The sequence below is a fragment of the Clostridium sp. AF27-2AA genome (assembly GCF_003478505.1).
In the GTDB taxonomy this organism is placed as follows: Bacteria; Bacillota; Clostridia; order Lachnospirales; family Lachnospiraceae; genus Brotaphodocola.
The window spans coordinates 21,233-39,665 of record NZ_QUFI01000014.1; the positions used below are offsets into that span (position 1 = coordinate 21,233).

General features: G+C 45.6%; 12 protein-coding genes and 2 pseudogenes. 1 reads left to right on the forward strand and 13 read right to left on the reverse strand.

All coding sequences use genetic code 11. The annotated features are described in order from the left end of the window. The first annotated feature begins 268 nt into the window (after positions 1 to 268). Entirely contained in the window at positions 269 to 637 is a 369-nt protein-coding gene (locus DWY84_RS09470; RefSeq protein WP_242998102.1) for an ImmA/IrrE family metallo-endopeptidase, read from the forward strand. A gap of 70 nt (positions 638 to 707) precedes the next feature. Here DWY84_RS09470 and DWY84_RS09475 read toward each other — a convergent pair whose 3' ends face one another. The 13 genes and pseudogenes from DWY84_RS09475 to DWY84_RS09530 all read right to left on the reverse strand — a co-directional run bounded on the left by DWY84_RS09475 (position 708) and on the right by DWY84_RS09530 (position 18,031). Beyond that, positions 708 to 899: a hypothetical protein gene (locus DWY84_RS09475; protein WP_243024814.1), complete on the reverse strand. Its 192-nt coding sequence runs from the start codon at positions 897 to 899 to the stop codon at positions 708 to 710. Between the two features lie 83 nt (positions 900 to 982). Continuing rightward, complete coding sequence (locus DWY84_RS17405; RefSeq protein WP_182434939.1) at positions 983 to 1,159, reverse strand: hypothetical protein; 177 nt, start codon at positions 1,157 to 1,159, stop codon at positions 983 to 985. 19 nt (positions 1,160 to 1,178) lie between these two features. After that, positions 1,179 to 4,316: a DEAD/DEAH box helicase family protein gene (locus tag DWY84_RS09480; protein ID WP_118532718.1), complete on the reverse strand. Its 3,138-nt coding sequence runs from the start codon at positions 4,314 to 4,316 to the stop codon at positions 1,179 to 1,181. Beyond that, positions 4,306 to 5,352: a virulence RhuM family protein gene (locus DWY84_RS09485; protein WP_118532720.1), complete on the reverse strand. Its 1,047-nt coding sequence runs from the start codon at positions 5,350 to 5,352 to the stop codon at positions 4,306 to 4,308. Before DWY84_RS09485 ends, DWY84_RS09480 begins: the two co-directional genes overlap by 11 nt. Before the next feature lies 1 nt (position 5,353). Then, the gene (locus tag DWY84_RS09490; protein WP_118532722.1) at positions 5,354 to 7,390 is read right to left on the reverse strand and encodes a site-specific DNA-methyltransferase; all 2,037 of its coding nucleotides are present in this window, start codon (positions 7,388 to 7,390) and stop codon (positions 5,354 to 5,356) included. A gap of 32 nt (positions 7,391 to 7,422) precedes the next feature. Further along, the gene (locus DWY84_RS09495) at positions 7,423 to 9,516 is read right to left on the reverse strand and encodes an ATP-binding protein (protein WP_118532724.1); all 2,094 of its coding nucleotides are present in this window, start codon (positions 9,514 to 9,516) and stop codon (positions 7,423 to 7,425) included. 2 nt (positions 9,517 to 9,518) lie between these two features. Further along, positions 9,519 to 10,898 (reverse strand): SIR2 family protein, encoded by a 1,380-nt coding sequence (locus DWY84_RS09500; RefSeq protein ID WP_118532726.1) that lies wholly within the window; start codon positions 10,896 to 10,898, stop codon positions 9,519 to 9,521. Between the two features lie 3 nt (positions 10,899 to 10,901). Continuing rightward, on the reverse strand, positions 10,902 to 11,558 hold the full coding sequence (locus DWY84_RS09505) for a DUF4391 domain-containing protein (RefSeq protein ID WP_118532728.1): 657 nt from the start codon (positions 11,556 to 11,558) through the stop codon (positions 10,902 to 10,904). 20 nt (positions 11,559 to 11,578) lie between these two features. Continuing rightward, complete coding sequence (locus DWY84_RS09510) at positions 11,579 to 14,818, reverse strand: helicase-related protein (protein ID WP_243024815.1); 3,240 nt, start codon at positions 14,816 to 14,818, stop codon at positions 11,579 to 11,581. A gap of 19 nt (positions 14,819 to 14,837) precedes the next feature. After that, entirely contained in the window at positions 14,838 to 15,116 is a 279-nt protein-coding gene (locus DWY84_RS09515; protein ID WP_347560783.1) for a helix-turn-helix transcriptional regulator, read from the reverse strand. 261 nt (positions 15,117 to 15,377) lie between these two features. After that, positions 15,378 to 15,737, reverse strand: a pseudogene (locus tag DWY84_RS09520) (hypothetical protein); the annotation flags it as partial. 109 nt (positions 15,738 to 15,846) lie between these two features. Continuing rightward, a pseudogene (locus DWY84_RS09525) lies at positions 15,847 to 16,634 on the reverse strand (macro domain-containing protein). Between the two features lie 29 nt (positions 16,635 to 16,663). After that, positions 16,664 to 18,031, reverse strand: a complete 1,368-nt coding sequence (locus tag DWY84_RS09530; RefSeq protein WP_182434938.1) for a hypothetical protein — start codon at positions 18,029 to 18,031, stop codon at positions 16,664 to 16,666. Positions 18,032 to 18,433 lie beyond the last annotated feature (402 nt).

The following is an 18,433-nucleotide window of genomic DNA, read 5'->3' on the forward strand; positions in this document are numbered from 1 at the left end:
GTATTTGGTCTGAACATGTCCTCTGGTATCCTCAAAGACAATGATTGAATTGTGTCGGCAATAAGGGCACCTGACAGTCCTGGGCTTTTGCGAAGCAATCGCATCTTTCGCCCGGATGATTTTAATCTGCATTTCCGCAGATGGTTCCGATACTCTGATATTCCCGCTCATGGCCACACCTCCAATGGATCACGATATTCATAATCCTTTTTCCGGTTCAGATAGCCCAGTTTGCGAAAATTTTGGTTCCCTGAAGGGAATGTACCGGGTGATTAAGCGAAATCGCTTTATTTTCCTGAATAACAGTCTGGATGAAAATATGCTGCGCATCGTGTGCGCACATGAATTAGGTCATGACCAGCTTCACCGGAATATGGCGAAAACCACCCCGATTCATGAGTTCATGCTCTATGACATGAAATCCAAACCGGAATATGAAGCCAACATCGTAGCAGCGGAAATCCTGATGGACAGCGATGAAGTCCTTCGCTACATCTATGAATATGGATACACAGCCGAGCAGATCGCCAGTGCGATGTCCACCGACATCAATCTGGTTGCGCTGAAGGTAGCACACCTGGCTACACTTGGATATAATCTGCACGCGTTGGAACATAAGAGCAATTTTTTGAAATAACGTACCTTCGAGGAGCCTGGACCGGCTCCTCTTTTTGTTGCAGATTGTGCAGATGCCGTCTGCAGAATTATCAGCCTAACATCTGCATGTGATAGAGCTTCACTTTTTCCTCGAACGGTAGTCCCGGATCAATGCCGACTTCTTCCCACATCACACCATACGGTGCGCCGCCATCTGTATATCCGGCGATAAAAGCAAAATGACCATCGCAGTCCTCATACAGTTCTGCCAGCCGTTCCCGTTCTTTCGCTTCCCGCTCCATTCCCCGCTATTTTATGTGTGGTTTTGTGCAATAACCTGTTGCACAAAGTTTTCCCTCAGATACCGCTACGCACTGCATTGATATCAGAAATCATCGAGCGCAGCATCTATCTCTTCCGTTCCGAACAAACCTTTCACCTGAATTCTGAAATCTGGCTTGTTGTTAGTCAGTCCCTGAAGCAGCTTCACGTTTTTATAGCGAGGAAGCAGAATCTGGCAGATTGCAGCAATGTCCCGTCCAAGAACCGTCGATTGTGCCATATTCTTCTCCTATCACACGTTATTGCAGCACCTTATTCATCAACTCCTGATAGCTGTCTACATGGTCATATGTCACAAGACCATCCGACAGTTTTGCGAAGAGCTTCTTGGCGCAGTCGATCTTGGACTTCTCGATTGGGCGTAGGTTCAGGCTCTCCATCGTACCTTTTGTTTCTGCTACAAAATAGATGTGCTTTACCCTACCCTCATGGAACACGATTGCCCAGTCCGGGGAGTAGTGTCCTACCGGAGTCGGAATAAAGAAGCCTTTCGGCAGCTTTGCATAGATAAAGACCTCTTCCGCACCATCCAGATTCTCCGCAAACTTACGCTCCACGCTCTTTTCTGCCGTGCCATCGGTGAAAACATAATCCTGAATCGCTTTTTGCGCCTTATAAGCCTTGTCCATCGTCAGAGCGTGCTTTTCTGCCGTGAAGATACTGCTGTCGTAGCTGCCTTCAATGGTATCGTAGGTAATATGCTCCACGATCATCGTAGCTTTCTGTTCTTTGATCAGACGAATTGTCTTGGTAATAAACTCTTCCGGGTTGTTCTGATACATGGCAAAGGTAGTCGGCTTGATACCCTGCAAAATGCGGGCTGTTGTGCGGCGGGTCAATGTTGTGCCCTCTGCGATTTTTCCGATCAGGTCATATGCCACCTGGCTGGTATGCGCATTTTTCAATACAGCTGTCTTGCTTTTTGCGCCATAAAAGCTGCTGCCCTCACGTATCATGTCAGCATTCAAGGTGTCTTTCTGCCCGGCATAGGTAACGGTATATTGCAGGCGGCTGACATATAGTTCGCTGTCGATGTGCGCAATCGACTTCCGAATCAGCTCTGCAGAATCAAAATCCACCGTATAGGCGTATTTGTGGTTGATGGTCTGCCAGAGCTTCTGGAATTCTGCTTTTTCAAATCGGTCGTTCAGAGGATTTTCCAGTACTTTCGGCTTGTTGCCATCCTCGAACATGGATTTGAGCACACTATCGTCATAAATCGCCTGAACCAGCGAATGCACGCCCTCTTCGATAGGTTTCAGTGTCTCCGGCACAGGCGCAAGCGTTCCGGCCTGCACATCGTCCCGGTAGTCCTGTGTGACGTTATCCTGCTCATCTACATAGTTGTTGCGAACAAGATACTGATAGATAGCCCGTGCCTGACGGTCATCCACTTTGATTGTTTTGCCATCGAGCTTGATAGCCTTTCCAACAAAGTAGTCGATGTCTGCCTTGCGTGGGCGGTCATACAGCACAGCTTCGGTCTGCTTTTGCAGCCCGTCCACAAATCCGGCGTAGCTCTCGCTTGCAATAACGGTCAGGACGTTGATATCCTGAACCTTCTCCCCCAGAACCTCGGCATCCATGCGGTTTCCGTCCTTATTTACGCACAGACGCAGACCACGGCCTACTTCCTGCCGCTTCTGCGTGGTGCTGTCGCTGTGTTTTAACGTGCAGATCTGGAACACATTCGGGTTATCCCAGCCCTCACGCAGAGCGGAATGGGAGAAGATAAACCGAGTTGGCTCTTCAAAGGACAGCAGTCGCTCCTTATTTTTCAGAATCAGATCGTAGGCCGAAATGTCATCGGACATATCCGTGCCACGCTTAACCGAACTGTTGACGCTGCGCCCTTTCTTATCAATGCTGAAATAGCCCTTATGCACATCATGTACATCGGTGGCATCCAGATAGGCAGTATACTCCGGCTCAAGAATAGAACGATATTCGTTCATTACAGCCATGTATTCCTGCTCAAAAATCTTACCATACTCGCCCAGAAGCTCATTTCCGTCTTCATCGTACTGACGGTATTTAGCCACTTCATCAATGAAGAACAGGGAAAGGGTCTTGATACCCATTTTGAACAGCTCCTGTTCTTTTTCAAAGTGGGAAATGATCGTCTCCCGAATCTGTACCCGGCGCATATCATCCTCAGAGACATCGCCGGTTACGTCACCTTTGCGAATGGTATCGCCATTGGTAAAGGTGACAACGCCAGTAATTGGGTCAATTTCAGAGATAACAAAGCCCTTATACTGCTCCATCTCGCCGGAGATATAGTAGAGATTGTCACTCACATCCAATGTACGGAATTCCCGCTTTGTGCCGCTCTGGTGTTTGACCTCCAACTCCACCTTTGCCCGTGGCGGATTCTTGGGGGAGATAATGATGCTTTCCAGATACAAATATTTGTCTGTACCACGCAGATTCTTGACCTCAAAACCCTTGACCTCAATCTTTTTAACCAGCCGCTTATTGTAAGCATCCAGCGCATCCAAAACGTAAATCAGATTGTGCTGCTTGGCGTGGGTAGCAGAGTAATTCAGTGTGAACAGAGGATTGAATTTCTTCAACGCTTTCTGGGTAGCAGAATCCTCTTTACCCATCTTCTGCGGTTCATCCAGAATCAGAATCGGGCGGTTGGCTGCGATGACGTCAATCGGGCGGCGGGAACCGAACTCGTCCCGCTTGGTGTAAATAATTCTCGCAGCGGCATCACCCTTGCGACCTTCCACGTTCTTGTCCTCGTTCATGGAGGCAGCAAAGGCCTGTGTATTGATAATCATGACGTTGATGCCGGAATTGCTGGAGAATGAGTCCAACTGGTTCAGGTTGCTGCTATTGTAGATAAAGAACCGTGCTTTTTTGCCGTAGCACTCCATGAAATGATCGGCAGTGATCTCAAAAGACTTCTTTACACCCTCACGGATGGCAATGCTCGGAACAACAACGATGAATTTGCTCCAACCATATCGCTTGTTCAGCTCGAACATGGTCTTGATGTAAACATAGGTCTTGCCCGTACCGGTCTCCATCTCAATGTCCAGAGAGCATCTACCCAGCGGGGCAACCAGCTTGTCTGACTGATGAATATTGCTTTCCGCCTGTAATGCACGGATATTCTGCACCAAATCCGCATCGGTTAATTGCAGCGCTTCATTCTTGAACCCGGAATCGTTAATCAAATCCTGCAATTCCAACTGTGCTGCATCGTCGGCCATCGGCATAAGGCTCAACTGCTGGGGCTTTGCAGACAGACTGCCCATATCACGCAGATAGGACACTCCTGCACTATAAGGCTGACCCTGAAAGACACGAGCCACAGCTTCCACGGCATCGGTCTGATACTGCTGAATTTTGAAACTAAACTTCATCTTTGTGGTTCACCTCCTGCTCCAGCATCAGGAAACGGTCAAAGTCGCTCTCATACAGACGATCCTGAATGATACGATATTTTTCATATTCCGTTTCCGCATGGAGTTTTGCCTGCTCTGCGCTGATTTTACCCGGCCCGGTTAGCAGCTCGTTGCCGTTGAACTCCAGAAAACCATCCAGCCGCTTTGCCCAATCTTCCATGCTCATTGGGATTTTGCGCTCGGCCTGCAACTCGGCATAATCCAGATAGAGCGACACAATGCGTTCCAGATAATTCATTTCTTCTTTGCTCAGATAGTTCTTAGCAATCGTCACATCTGCTTTCAGAATTTTCCCATCCGGAGCATTCTCCCATGTAGTCAGTCCCATGTGTTCCTTGTTGGCATCCGCCCGCTCCACGATCAGCTCCGCCGCCGTGTGACGGTGGACGGCATAGTGCATTTTGTTCTGTACCGTCTGGAAGAACAGACGGGTCGTCTTTGCGTTTTTGTCGTAGTCAAACGCAGTGGCGTACAAATCTGTCACTTTCTGATAGAATTTACGTTCAGACAGACGAATCTCCCGAATCTGCTGCAACTGCCGCTCAAAGTATTCGTCGGTGAACATATGGCCTTTTTTCAGCCGCTCCACATCCATCGTCCAGCCTTGAATAGTATGGTCTTTGACAATTTGTCCCGCCCATTTGCGGAACTGCACCGCCCGCTGATTATTCACCTTGAAGCCTACGGCAATAATTGCCTGCAAATTATAATGGTTTGTATTATAGTTTTTTCCGTCTGTGGCAGTTATTAAGTATTTCTTAACAACTGCTTCCTCCCGCAGCTCTCCATCCTCAAAAATCCGTTTCAGATGCTGATTGATCGCCGCAACCGAAACATCATACAATGCCGCCATCATTTTTTGCGTCAGCCAGATATTCTCATCCTCGTAACGCATTTCAAAGCTGGCATCGCTCTCACCGGTAGAGGCAACAAAGGTCAGATATTCTGCTGCGGAGCTGCGAATGGCAAGTTCTTTTGTCTTCTTATCGTCCATATCACAGCACCTTCCTTACAGTATCAGGGCTATATGTCTCGAAAATCTGCTCGAAGTTTGTGGCTACGCTGTCGTTTGCCATACTGCTGTCACGGAACACGGCATAGTAAGGCTTCATCTGCGCAATGGCCTTGACGGTTTCCTCGGTCACATCATGGTCGAAGCAGGCCAGCAGGAACCCGTCTGCCACATTGAACACCTTTTTGCCTGCGATTTCTTTTACCTCAATGGAACTGGACAGCAACACGCCCAGATCCAGCATCACCTGGAACAGCAAGTCCTCCGGGGTACGGTCTTCCTTCACGTTGTCCACCAACGAGAACAGATCCTGCTGACCGATTTCATCCGGCGTGTAGTACACAGGCTTCATGTTGCTTTCGTCCAGACGCAGGCAGCGGAAGCCGATGTCCAAATCAGCCGGAGCCGTCAATCCGGCTTCTTCCTTGATTTTCCGGCCAGCACGGCGGATACGCTCCTTGCCGATTTCGCAAAGTGTTGCATATTGCGGCGAATTGCTCTTTTCTGGAAGTTGGACAAGAATATACTTTCGATTCCCGTCATCTTCCATATTCTTTTTCATAACTGCATGCGCCGTCGTTGCAGACCCAGAAAAGAAATCCAAAACGTAAGAGTCTTTCTCTGTTGCAATCGTCAAAATGCGTTCCAATAATCTAGTCGGCTTAGGCGTGTCAAAAGGTGCTGTTCCACCAAATAGTGATTTCACTTCTTTTTTTGCTTCATCGGTGTGTCCAACTTCACTATATGACCAAAAATTTGTAGGTAGTTTTCCTCCTACGCTATCCAAGTATGTTTTTCGACGTATCCCACCCAAACTGCCTTTAGTAAAATAAAACCTTGGCCATGGACCTTTATCGTAAACTTTTCGGGCAAGTTTTTTTGATTTCTCAAACGGAAGTGCCAAAACGATACCCATTACGTCTGGTCTAACTTGGTTTGCCGAAATCCCACACACGTTTGCACGTTTTTCTTCATCATTTAAGTTTTTTAATTCGTAAGGACACCATCCTTGCATTATTTTCAGCATTTCATCTTGTTGATAACGCCAACAAGCTCTATCGCTCGGGTAAATCATCTCGCCTGTAAAGGGATGCTGTATAGCATAAACCATTCCTTGATGTGTCGCTGCCCCGGGTGCAAATGGATTATCACTTGTCCATGGAACAGAATCTCCATCTGGGGATTTATATTTTGAGTCCATTTCCTCTGTACGAGGCAACTTAGCAGGATTCCATCCAGTTTGTTTACTATATGCTACTATATGCTCTACTTCATGCACAATGCCCTGAGAATCATTTCTTGTGGAGTAAGTCCGTTGCCAGGAAATATCTGCAATGAAATTACTTTCTCCAAAAACCTCTGCACAAATTTTAAGAAGATTCGCGCATTCATTATCATCTATACTAATAAAAATCGCGCCATCATCTGTCAGCAAATCCTTTGCCAACTTCAGCCGCGGATAAACCATATTGAGCCAATCGGTATGGAAACGGCCATTGCTCTCGGTGTTGGTCACAAGACGGTTGCCTTCTTCATCATACTGACCGCTATTATCCATATAGTCCGCCGCACTCTGGGCAAAATCATCCTCATAGACAAAATCGTTACCCGTATTATACGGCGGATCAATGTAGATCATCTTGACCTTACCCAGATAGGTTTCCTGCAAGAGCTTCAGCACTTCCAGATTATCGCCCTCGATGTAGAGGTTCTCACTGTCAAAACCGCCGGGTATGCCATCTTTGCCCACACTGTCAGCTGCCACCGGACGCAGCGTTGCCGTAATGGGCGCATTGGCCGCCAACATCGCCTTTTTCTTATCCGGCCATGTAAACTGGTAGCGCTCTTCCCGGCCCTCCACGATGGAATCCGAAAGTTCCTGCCGCAGAACGTCAAAATCAATGGCGTGTTCTACCTTGCCGTCACGCATTACTTCGGTGATGGCATTGGGGAACAGCTTGCCGATCAGTTCTATATTTCTCTCCACGCCGTCAAGGCTGTGCATTTTCAGTTTGTCCATTATTGTTATCCTTTCTGGCTTTTCTAATAGAATTAGCTTCTTTCCGTATTAGAATAATCCTGCCACTCCCTTGAAACTTCATCCCATTTAACCGTCTTATCGCTTTCAGTCCATGTGTTCCAGTATTCTGGATCATCCGACTTAGGACGAAAGTGTTCATTCAAATAATTCATTCGCACCATTACTGGCAGTTCTGATGCCCATCCAAGTAAGATTGCGTTTCTTGCTGGCAATGAAGGAAGCTCACGTAATATTCCACGCAGATTGTCTGGAACCAGCTTATTCACCAATTCCTGATCTCTGTCATTTGAAAGTCTATGCAAGAGGAAACTGTTACATTGAGAGATGACGGTTGGAGACAGCTCACTTGGGCGTTGGGAAGAAAGAACAAGTCCCAGTCCATACTTTCGTCCTTCTCTGGCAATTTTTTCAAACACCTTTGTACACATTGCTGTTGCATTTTCATTTTCAGTGTCAGCATTGTATCTCTTAATAAAAGTATGAGCTTCTTCCATTACCAATACTGTTGGAAGTGTCTCTCCATTATTTTGGCGTCGGTAGCGTTGTAATGCCTCCAGTGTCACTCTTGCCATAACCGAAGTTATAATATGAGTCACTTCCGCCGGCAATAGTGACAGATCAACAATGGTTATCGAACCATTCTTATCATTTGAGGGACAAATATATTTATCTAGCCAATCATCCAACGATACATCTTCATCTGGGCAGATAACCGGCTTAAGTTTTGCGTCAGCCAGTAGCGTTTTAATGCGCATAATCATGGTCTCAACATAGTCAGAGGTTCCCATCATCTCCGCATTGGCTTCAATACTCCTCAGAAAGTCATCGCCTGTAAACGGACGAGGCACATCAGCATCAATCGGAAGAACATCATTATCTGTGCCACCAAATACAGAATGCGCTGTCATAAGCTCTTGCTGTAATTGCTCCACTGTTGTGCGAGGATATTTAGGCCAATCTGGGTTATTTGATGTGTTGGAATTGAACACGGCATCAAATGCTCTACTCACTTTATCTACACTGTTTGTTTCAACTTGAGTAAATGTGTTCTCATTTTTTATGCCGTCTTTCCATGTATGAAGTGATTCGGAATATCCTTTGCTCTTTCCACCACCCATCCACGGCGTTCCATTTGTTATTTCAAGTTGGTTTAGACTAATCAAGCTTCGGAGATACCGACGCATTTTTGTCTCAGGTTCAGTTTCTGTTTTTATGCTACCATCTCTAACGCATCTTAAGGCTTGCACCAAAGTGGGCTTTTGCGCTTTTCCACTGGCTTGTGTAAAGGCTACCCATTCTGCAGTATTCCACAGCCACAATGGTACGGTAAGCTGCTCGATACCCTGTTTCTCATTCTTCTCTGCCCCATATATGCGGACATCACCGAGTCCCGTAAATGATTTTGTATATTCTCCATTAGGATCAAGTATGATAAAACGAGTATTTGTTTCAACGTTTCCCTGGCCTTGTCCCTGCTTCTTTTTTCTTTCCGTTTTTGCCGATTCTACTGACCAACGAATCAAACCAGCAACAGAGCATGACTTTCCGCTTCCGGTATTACCAAGAACTGCAAGATGCCTGCCAAAAAGTCTATCTGGATCAACCGAAACAACTGCATTTCCAGCCAATGGACTGATTCCAATATTGACTCTCCGATTACTCCCGGATTCAACGATAGATTTTAGCTGCGTTTGCGTAGGAATGAGGACAGGATCTCCCACTGTTGGAAACACCTCAATTCCTCGAACAAAGTCATAACTGCACAGATTATCCTCACCTATATTTTCTTTCAAAACGCCAAGAGGAATTACACTCATCTTTCGCAAAGGATAGGGCAAATCCAAAATCCCAAAATCCTGCATACCACGCCTTTTAGGGAATTGAGAGCGTTCAATCGTAATCCATTCAATTTGGCATACAAGATATCCTCCTTCTCCGGCAATTAAGACATAGCTATTGATCCGTGGAAATGGACGTGGCACCCCAGAATTCAAAGCAACATCACTTGGTGCATCCAGATCGAGTAAAACTTTAATTTCATCAGGAGAAACGAAATCGACGCTGCCAATCTGCAAAGATTCCGAGCTTGCGATAGGGGTATTCATGACTATGATTCTCCTTCCTGATCTTTCTTTGGTGGCTGACTAAAACGCTGCTTCAGGATATCCGCCATCCGTATAGAAGCACGGTCAATTGAAGGCTTCGGCAGGTAATAATTTACCAAGTCATCAATGTTGGCAAGGTCTTTTCCGATTATCAAGGACATTTGGCTTTGATGCCCCCATGAATTGTATTTATCCATAATCCGACCCGATGAATCGCTATAATCAATAATGACTAAATGCGTTGACGGAATCGTCAACATATCCCTTATAACCCTATTGATATGATCATCACCAAAGCTATACCCATATGTCACCAATGTACTGTTGGGACGGCATAATGCAGCAGCAAAATCTCTGAATAATTCCACATACGGATACTCTGCTGTTTCACGATCCTTTGCGGAGTTCGGATAAATCATCAAGCTTGAAAAACTGGCATCTATCCCCGCTGTTTCAAGAAATGGTTTGATGGATTTTGCCCCAAAGGGCAAACCGATTCTTCTGATATCTTCACCAACATTTATCCAATCCAAAGATCCATGCAACTTTGTAAATCTTGCGACCCCTTCTAAATATCTCGGTTCTCCACGTATTCCAGGAGGATTATAATGCATATCAACGTCCATCCTAGAAGATCGGAATATGGGGGATAGGGCACCCACAAAACGATCAATTAGTCTAAGACCGGCAACATCTGCACCGGCCTCAATTAAGCGGTCATAATTCGTAGTGAAAATATTGAGTCTGTCCCTAGTTCCTGTTCTGCTGGCAAAGCTCATCAAAAACAAGACCAGCTTATTAAAAGCCGCTTCACGTTTCTTTGTCTCGGCATCAGCGATGGAAGATTCTATTACAGAGATGTTATTGGTGAATTTTTCAATTACATTTTCGAGATTAGAACACAGAGAATCAAGTTTTGGAGCAATGCCAGAGATGTCACTACTATCACGCAATGCAGTAAGTCCCTTGATTATTTCGTTTGCAACACGGATTTGATCTTCAATATTAGCTTCTTTGCGTCCCGATTTCTCTGCACTTTCTTTTGCGGCTTTTTCTATTTCTTCGGAAAAAACGGTAAATTCAGAATCGCTGTTCATGCCATTATTGGCTGAGCCACACGCATCAATTTGAATTGCCGTTGTAAGCCCGCTGCCAACCAATAATGACAAATGCTCCGATTGGAAAAGAGACGTTAGCCAAGGCTCAATCCGAGAACGTAATTCGCTTTTCGTACAGGTGTTACCAGAACACCAATCTGGTTTATAAGTGGCATCAATCGTAAATTTACTTTCTGCTTTATCTTCTGCCTCGTGCCAAATTGGCCTGATGCAGTCACGATCATCTCGTACTTTTAGAATATTTGTATTATTTCCATTATCCATGCTTTAGTGCCCTCCCATCTTCCTTGCATCTTCTTGTAGTTGCTTTAACTCGCTCACCAGTTCAAATTTCTTCCTTGGCTGTTTTTCTTTCCTGATTTTGGCTTCCAGTGCCACAATCTGCTTTTCCAGTTGTTCTCTCTGCTTTTGGTGTTCTACACTTTCTTTCAGCGTAGCGGATTCATCCGAATCGAGAGCCGTCCCTGCAATCTGCCGTACAAAGTTCTCATACACGGCATCCAGCGAAAGCCCTTCCAGATGCACCGGAAGTTCATCTGCTTCGAGCCAATCTGTGTAATAATAACGATCAACCTTAAAAGCCGTCTTACCCGCCGCAGCTTCCTTGTAACCGATAGCAGCCCGATACCTGCCCTCGTATTCCAAAAGAAACAGAATGTGATACGGAACCTCCCGGTCAATCTGGCGCAACACACTTTCGTCCAAATCCGGGGCAGATAAGCGAACCTCGAACACCTCAATCTCTGTCACCTGTTCGCCAGCAGCCAGATTCAGGGTGGTGGCCGCAATCTTATTGCGCCAGTAGATGATCCTTATCTGCTCCACGAACGCTTTTTTCATGGCCGTTGTCACAGCAATGTTTTCATAAAACTTCTGCTTGGGGATACGCTTGTTAAACTCCGTGGATTTCGGCAATCCCAGCACGGCATCTCACCTCCAGACAATCATTTCACAACAAGGAAGCAAATCAGTTCAAAATCATCCAGCCCGGATATATTGCTCATCAAAGCGGATGTTCCACCGGCAGAGAACAGACTGTCAATGTCGCTTTCCTCTTTCACATCAATGATGGAATTGATTGCTTCGCTCAGCAGCTCGGACATCTCTGCCATATTCCGCCCATCATCCGTTTCGCGGTTAAAGCGTTCGTATGCCTCTTTGATCGGTGCGGATTTTCCGCGGCAGAGTAAGCGGATATCATCCAGCATCTTTTTCGGATTCAGGTAATCGCAGATAATCTGACCGTCCACTCCGATATAAACCATGTAGAACGGATGCATGCGGTTCCGGTTATCCACATTGACACTGTTGTTGATGTTTTTCAGCACAAAGATCACACCATCCGGCAACTCATCCGTGGCAGGCACCACAGCATGAAGTCCACGAGGCTTTTTGTCCATGTCTCCGTTCCGTTTTATGTAGTCCAATAAGTCGAGTCGGAATTCATTCAGCCCCAGATCCATAATGGAGATTCCATTGGACATATCCTCAATATCAACCACTTCTTCCTGTAAGCGTTTGAGCTGCGCCTTGCGGTATTCCAAATCACCTTTTTCTTCCGGATTGATCAGGTCATCATCACCGGTAGATGTCATAACAGTGATTTTCATGCGGGTCTCCACACGGGATTTCAAATTGATGTACTCATCCAGCGTCAAGTCCGGCCAGAAATTTACAAGCTGAATGTACTGGTTGCGACTACCGATACGATCAACACGGCCAAACCGCTGAATAATGCGAACCGGATTCCAGTGGATATCATAGTTGATCAGATAATCGCAGTCCTGCAAGTTCTGACCTTCTGAGATACAGTCCGTTGCGATCAGCACATCAATTTCGGTGGTACTGCCCGGCATCAGAACATCCCGACCTTTGGAAACAGGGGAAAAGCAGGTCAACACATTATTCAGTGTTGCCTGAAATCCTTTGATCGTTGTTTTTCCATCAATAGAGCCGGTGATGACCGCTGTATTCAATCCATAGTTCTTCTTGATATACTCGCTGACATGGTCGTACAGATACTCGGCCGTATCAGAAAACGCCGAGAAGATCAGGACTTTCTTATTCTGGTCATTGATGGGATGCTCGATTTTTTCAGACAACAGCTTTAACAGTTCCTGCAACTTGGTATCATGTTCCGGGGTAATGTCCGCAACCATAAAGGTCAACAGTTCCAGAACCTCCGCATCTCGTTTGAGCTCCGTGCGCCAACTCTTCCAGTCCATATCCGCAAGGTCGATTTTTACCTTTTTGCCAACGGTGAAGAAATCCGAATTTTCATCATCTATATCAAAGTCATCGCCACCAGCATCGTACATGTCCAAATCCGCCCGACCGTATGCCTCAAACTGATTGATGGACTGAATCGTACCATTGATCAGTTCCTTGATTCGGGTCAGTGTCAGTTGGAAAGAATGTACGGAGCTTTCCAGACGCTTCAAGAGGTTGATGCTCATCAAGCGGCGGATACCTTGCTCACGTCCTGTCTGGGTCAGGTTCTCACCCTTATTGTGGGTCAGCTCTTTATATTTCTGGAGCTTGCTGGGGAAAATGTAATTGGAGGGCGCATACACACACAAAGAGAGCTGCATGAGTTGCTCATAAATCTCGTTATAGTTGATGGCGTTGTTCAAATCCGTCAGGCAGGGACGTTTGGAAATTGGCTTGAGCCGTTCGGGAAATTTTCCAATTTCGTTAGTGTCATAATATTTTTCAATATGTTTACGGGAGCGGGCAATGGTCACGCTGTCCAACAGCTCAAAAAAGTCAAAATCCAATGTGCGCAGCAGCGCATCTGTGGTTCGTTCCTCCTGAGGCAGTTTGCTCCATGCATTGAACGCCTTTTGCGCCTGCTTGAAAATATCCTCCACGTTTTTGGATGTATTCAGCCGCTCGTCAAGGAATTCCGAATTACCCTCATAGGCAAGGGCAAGTTGGTTCTTCAAATCAACAAAACGGTTGTTGACTGGCGTTGCCGAGAGCATCAAAACTTTGGTTTTTACTCCGGAACGGATCACCTTATCCATCAAACGCTGATAACGGTTATCCTGCGTCTTGCTGTGCGTACCAATACCGTTGCGGAAGTTGTGCGATTCATCAATCACCACAAGATCATAGTTGCCCCAGTTCAGGCGATTCAGGTCAAGGCCATTGGACTGTCCGCCATTGCGGGAAAGGTCCGTATGGAACAAAACATCGTAGTTCAACCTGTCCGATGCAATCGGGTTATTGACATAGTTGTCCTTGTATGTATTCCAGTTTTCAGCCAGCTTTTTCGGGCAAAGCACCAGCACCGACTTGTTTCTATTTTCGTAATACTTTACAACTGCCAACGCAGTGAATGTTTTACCAAGACCGACGCTATCAGCAAGGATGCAGCCGTTGTACTTTTCCAATTTGTTGATGATGGCAAGCACGGCATCCCGCTGGAAATCGTACAGCATACTCCAGATTTTGCTCTGCTTGAAACCAGTAGCCTCGTTCGGCAGTTCATCTTCAGAGATATCATCCAGAAATTCACTGAACACATGATACAAGGTCATAAAATAGATGAACTCCGGAGAATTTTCCGCATAGGCCGTGCTGATGTTTTCCAAAACCACGTCCGTGACATCCTGCATCTTTTCACGATCATTCCACAATCCATCAAAAAGCTGCATATATTGCTGGGCGAACGAAGCTTCCATGCAGTTGACCATGTTGTAGCTGTTATTGCCACGCTCACAGCCGATGTCCACCGTCGTAAACCCATTGATTGGCATATAGGCCGTTTGTGCTATTTTAGAATCCACAGTCATAAAGCCAGCCATATTTTCGCCGGTTGTGTTTGATTTGAATTTCGCTTTCTTTCTGATCCAGTCAGCACACTCCTTTGCGATAGCTCGCTGGGTCATCTCATTGCGCAGCTTGATTTCAAACTCTGTACCGTATAGGCTGGTCTCACGGGAAAGACGGGGAATATAGAATTCTCGTTTCTGCTTTTCCGCCTTCTCTTTGACAAAGGTGGGCGATGTGAAGATAAAACGAAACTCGTCCACAGATTCCAACTGCTTCTTCAGCTCTTTATACGCATACATCGAAAAGCAGGCTGCCGCTATTGACACCTTGCTTCCCTTTTTGATTTCCACTCGCAGGTCATCCCTGACCGTACTGGTAATATTGTCAAGAATCTTCAAATTGCTCATCCGCCTTTGTTCTCAGTCTTTATTTTACATTTTTTGATGTCCCGTTATCAGGACTATCAGGAAGAATTTCAAGAACATCCTCGACATTACAATTCAATTTCTGACAAATTCGATCAATGACTTCCAGCGAAACGATCTCATCCCGCCCCATCTTGCTCATAGTGCTTGTGCTCACACCGGCAAGCTCACACAAATCTTTTTTACGCATTTTTCTGTCGATCATGAGTTTGAATAGTCTGTTGTACGATACTGCCATTTTTTCCTCGCCTTCTATCTTTCTAAGTGGTTTCCAAGCCATCAAAAAACTCTATTGACATTATAGCACAACGCGCTTTAAGAGTAAACAAAAAATGCCGACTTCTCATAAATCGCAAGTCTTCTGCAAGCAGGGCTTTCGTGACACGAAAGCGATTTTCTGCTTGTTGGGGAAGTCTCCACTCCGTTCCGGTCCGCGCAAAATCGAGGTCTACCGGACGTCTTGCGCCCGTTCTGGATGCTTTAACGGCAGTTCCTGCCAAAGAAAAAGCCAGAGTGAATCATCACCCCAGCTTCAAAAAACATTTTCCATTCCGTCCGTAGTGATTACAAACATGGTGTGTTCCGGCACATCCCCCGGTCTTGCGTACTTATGAACATTTCCAATGTGATGAATCGCACCGACGATGGCATCTAAGAGTGCTGTGCAGCCGCGAACCGTGTAATCACGGTCAGTCATTGGTCGGATGTCCTTTACATTTACGCGGTCATGCAGGACTTCGCTCACATTGTCAAACAGCACCGTTGAAATCAGTGCTTCGCCCTCTGCTTTTTTCTGCTGCTCAATCATGGAATTGAATCCGCCGATGGTATCCTGTTCCAGTCCGCTCATGGAACCGCTGCGGTCTAAGATAAAAACGATCTCTGTTAAAATCTTTCTCATATGCTTGTCCTCCCAAAAGATTATGGCTGCTCGGTTTCGTACCTCACAGCCATAGTATAGCGATTTTCTTTTGTGGAGTGGTCGCATGGAAAGCGACATTTCTTTGTCCTTATGCTCCGATCAGGCTCTGGTCAAAGGCAAACAGTGCCTCGTTGATTTCATACACATTGTAGTTTCCCCGTTCGACAAAATATTCTACAATGATATCAAATTTGCTCGAATGGGAAAGGGTAAACCCGGTCTTACCGATCATCTCCTGCATCTGAGCAAGCGGCAGTTCCAAAGCCAGGGCAAATGCCATCACCGTGGGTTTGGATGGCTTATAGAATTTATCAGAGCGAATTTTGGAAAAGAGCTTTCGGTTAATGTTTGCCTTCTTGTAGCACTGGGCATCCGTCATGCCTCTTTCGTCAATCTTCCACTAATCTGATATGCCTTCCGGTCAAAGATAACGATGTAGACCATCATCTCATTTTCCAGCAGGAACGTACTGATGGTATCGACTGCAACCTTTAGGGCCTGGTCTTTTGGATAGCCGTAAATGCCGGAGGAAATCAGCGAAAGGGCCACCGACTGACAGCCATTTTCTTTTGCCAGGTTCAAAGATGTCCGATAGCAGGATTCCAGAAGCTCCTGCTCCCGATGCTTGCCATCCCACCAGCGCGGGCCGACTGCATGGATCACGTATTTGCAGGGTAACCGATACCCCTTTGTGATTTTTGCGCTGCCGGTTTCGCAGCCATGCAGCGTACTGCATTCTGCAAGCAGCTCCGGCCCGGCGGCACGATGAATGCAGCCGTCCACACCGCTGCCGCCCAAAAGAGAAGTATTGGCAGCATTGACGATTGCGTCAACGCTCATTTTTGTAATATCGTTTCTGATAATCTGTAAGGGCATTGCTTATTTCTCCCCCTTCTGCCATCTCGTTAAATATGCTTCTTTTTCAGTTCACGAATCAACATCTCAACCTGTACTCCTGTAAGGAACGGTGTTTTGATTGTCGATGCCCAATAAAAATTCCGCTTCAAAATTGTTTTAATCTCATTCGGAGAAAGAGCAGGCAATGCTTTAACATCTCCATTGAAATTTTCCGGCACAATCATTCTGACACTATGATATTTTTCATCACTCACTTCCGTTGGTGTGTCTGTAACTATCTGTCCAACTGCAATAATTCCTCTTCCTTTGGAATAAAAAAGAGCATAGTCATCTTTGCGGAAGCTGTCGATGTACCGTTTGGCATCTCCATATGCCGCTATTTTGTTTCCGAGAATCATTTCGGATTCATTTGTATTTGAATACGAGATATTCGTATCAAACATGATTCCCTTACACGCAGAAAACTTCAAACGATTATTTTCTATTTCTGTCAGAAACTTCACCCAGTATAAAACATTCTCCGGAATGATATGAGACTTATCCGGATTGATCGCAAATTCATAGATAACAGTTGGATCTGCTACTTTCACATTTGAATATTTCTGTGCATTCTGAACGTTTCCCTCTGTTGTAAGCAAATACACTTCACCATTCAGGCTGGAATAATCATCTGTATTGAGATCAACATCACCCTTCTTTACCTGAATGTAAATATGCTTTCGGTTCAGGTCATTTGGATCAACCAAAACGCACTCATACTTTGGCGTAGCAATTTTATTTGTCGATGGAATGCAAACGTAGCCTTTCGTATCATACAGACACAGCGCAAGTAAATCCTCAACATCTTCCGGCTGAAGCAGGCTGTAAAAATGCTTCTCACATAACGAGAGGGCTGGATCGGGATAATTGAATAGATCCAGCGCTGAATCGTGGACACGGTTATACAACATCTGACTGTATTCTTCCACTCCATTTTTCTTAATTCTCTGGATGGTTGAACCCATAATAAATGATGTTGCCACAGCACCAGGAACGGATTCTTTATCTGCCTTATCTGTAGCTGGATACCAGTCTATATTGGTCAACTGATTCGCTGCATCCATCTGTACTGCATCTTCGCGAAACACCCAGGTACTGTTCGCCTTAACTCTCGCAATATAGTATTTTCCTTCATTTCTTGAGCGCATCCATAGGAGGTCTCCTTCTTTCACATCCTCTACCATGCGGCATACACTGTCGAATGATTTGTACTGAGTTCTTGCCAGATTACAGTAATCCAAAAATGTATGTATCCCAGAACGTTCTGCCTGGGTTAATTCACGAAGACTCCATCCCATTGCTGCGACATGATTTTTCAAGCAATAGTCGGCAACATTTGTGCCTCCTGTATTCATCTGTAATCTCCATACTGCCATCTTGTCTTCCTCTTTCTTTTTGTATTTAGAACTTTCTCATCATTCGCTTCGATATTATTATATATCTTCCAAACATAGAATGACAGATGCAATGTACATTATTTTGCACACAGGGTGCCTGTATTTTGATACGCGCAAATCATTACCACCGGCTTAGCCGGTGGTTTGTTTTTCGCCCTATAAGGACTCTTTTCCTGTGCTGGAGTCTAAAGACTCATCGAAAGGTTCGCCAGCCACAACATCAGTTACTTGCTAAGCTCCCTGGGCTTATTACTTTTTCTTGCTTTTGATTAATAAAATGGTTGGCGAACCTTTTTTATTATATCATCGGAGGTTTTTTGCACAACGCTGAAGCTATTCCAACCACCCGCAGAGCAGGTGGTTTATTTGTTCTCCAAAGTT

Bases quoted from the DNA above. Each gene is read 5' to 3' on its own strand.
- DWY84_RS09475 (WP_243024814.1), bottom strand. From the start codon at position 899: ATGGAGCGGGAAGCGAAAGAACGGGAACGGCTGGCAGAACTGTATGAG.
- DWY84_RS17405 (WP_182434939.1), bottom strand. From the start codon at position 1,159: ATGGCACAATCGACGGTTCTTGGACGGGACATTGCTGCAATCTGCCAG.
- DWY84_RS09480 (WP_118532718.1), bottom strand. From the start codon at position 4,316: ATGAAGTTTAGTTTCAAAATTCAGCAGTATCAGACCGATGCCGTGGAA.
- DWY84_RS09485 (WP_118532720.1), bottom strand. From the start codon at position 5,352: ATGGACGATAAGAAGACAAAAGAACTTGCCATTCGCAGCTCCGCAGCA.
- DWY84_RS09490 (WP_118532722.1), bottom strand. From the start codon at position 7,390: ATGGACAAACTGAAAATGCACAGCCTTGACGGCGTGGAGAGAAATATA.
- DWY84_RS09495 (WP_118532724.1), bottom strand. From the start codon at position 9,516: ATGAATACCCCTATCGCAAGCTCGGAATCTTTGCAGATTGGCAGCGTC.
- DWY84_RS09500 (WP_118532726.1), bottom strand. From the start codon at position 10,898: ATGGATAATGGAAATAATACAAATATTCTAAAAGTACGAGATGATCGT.
- DWY84_RS09510 (WP_243024815.1), bottom strand. From the start codon at position 14,818: ATGAGCAATTTGAAGATTCTTGACAATATTACCAGTACGGTCAGGGAT.
- DWY84_RS09515 (WP_347560783.1), bottom strand. From the start codon at position 15,116: ATGGCTTGGAAACCACTTAGAAAGATAGAAGGCGAGGAAAAAATGGCA.
- DWY84_RS09530 (WP_182434938.1), bottom strand. From the start codon at position 18,031: ATGGCAGTATGGAGATTACAGATGAATACAGGAGGCACAAATGTTGCC.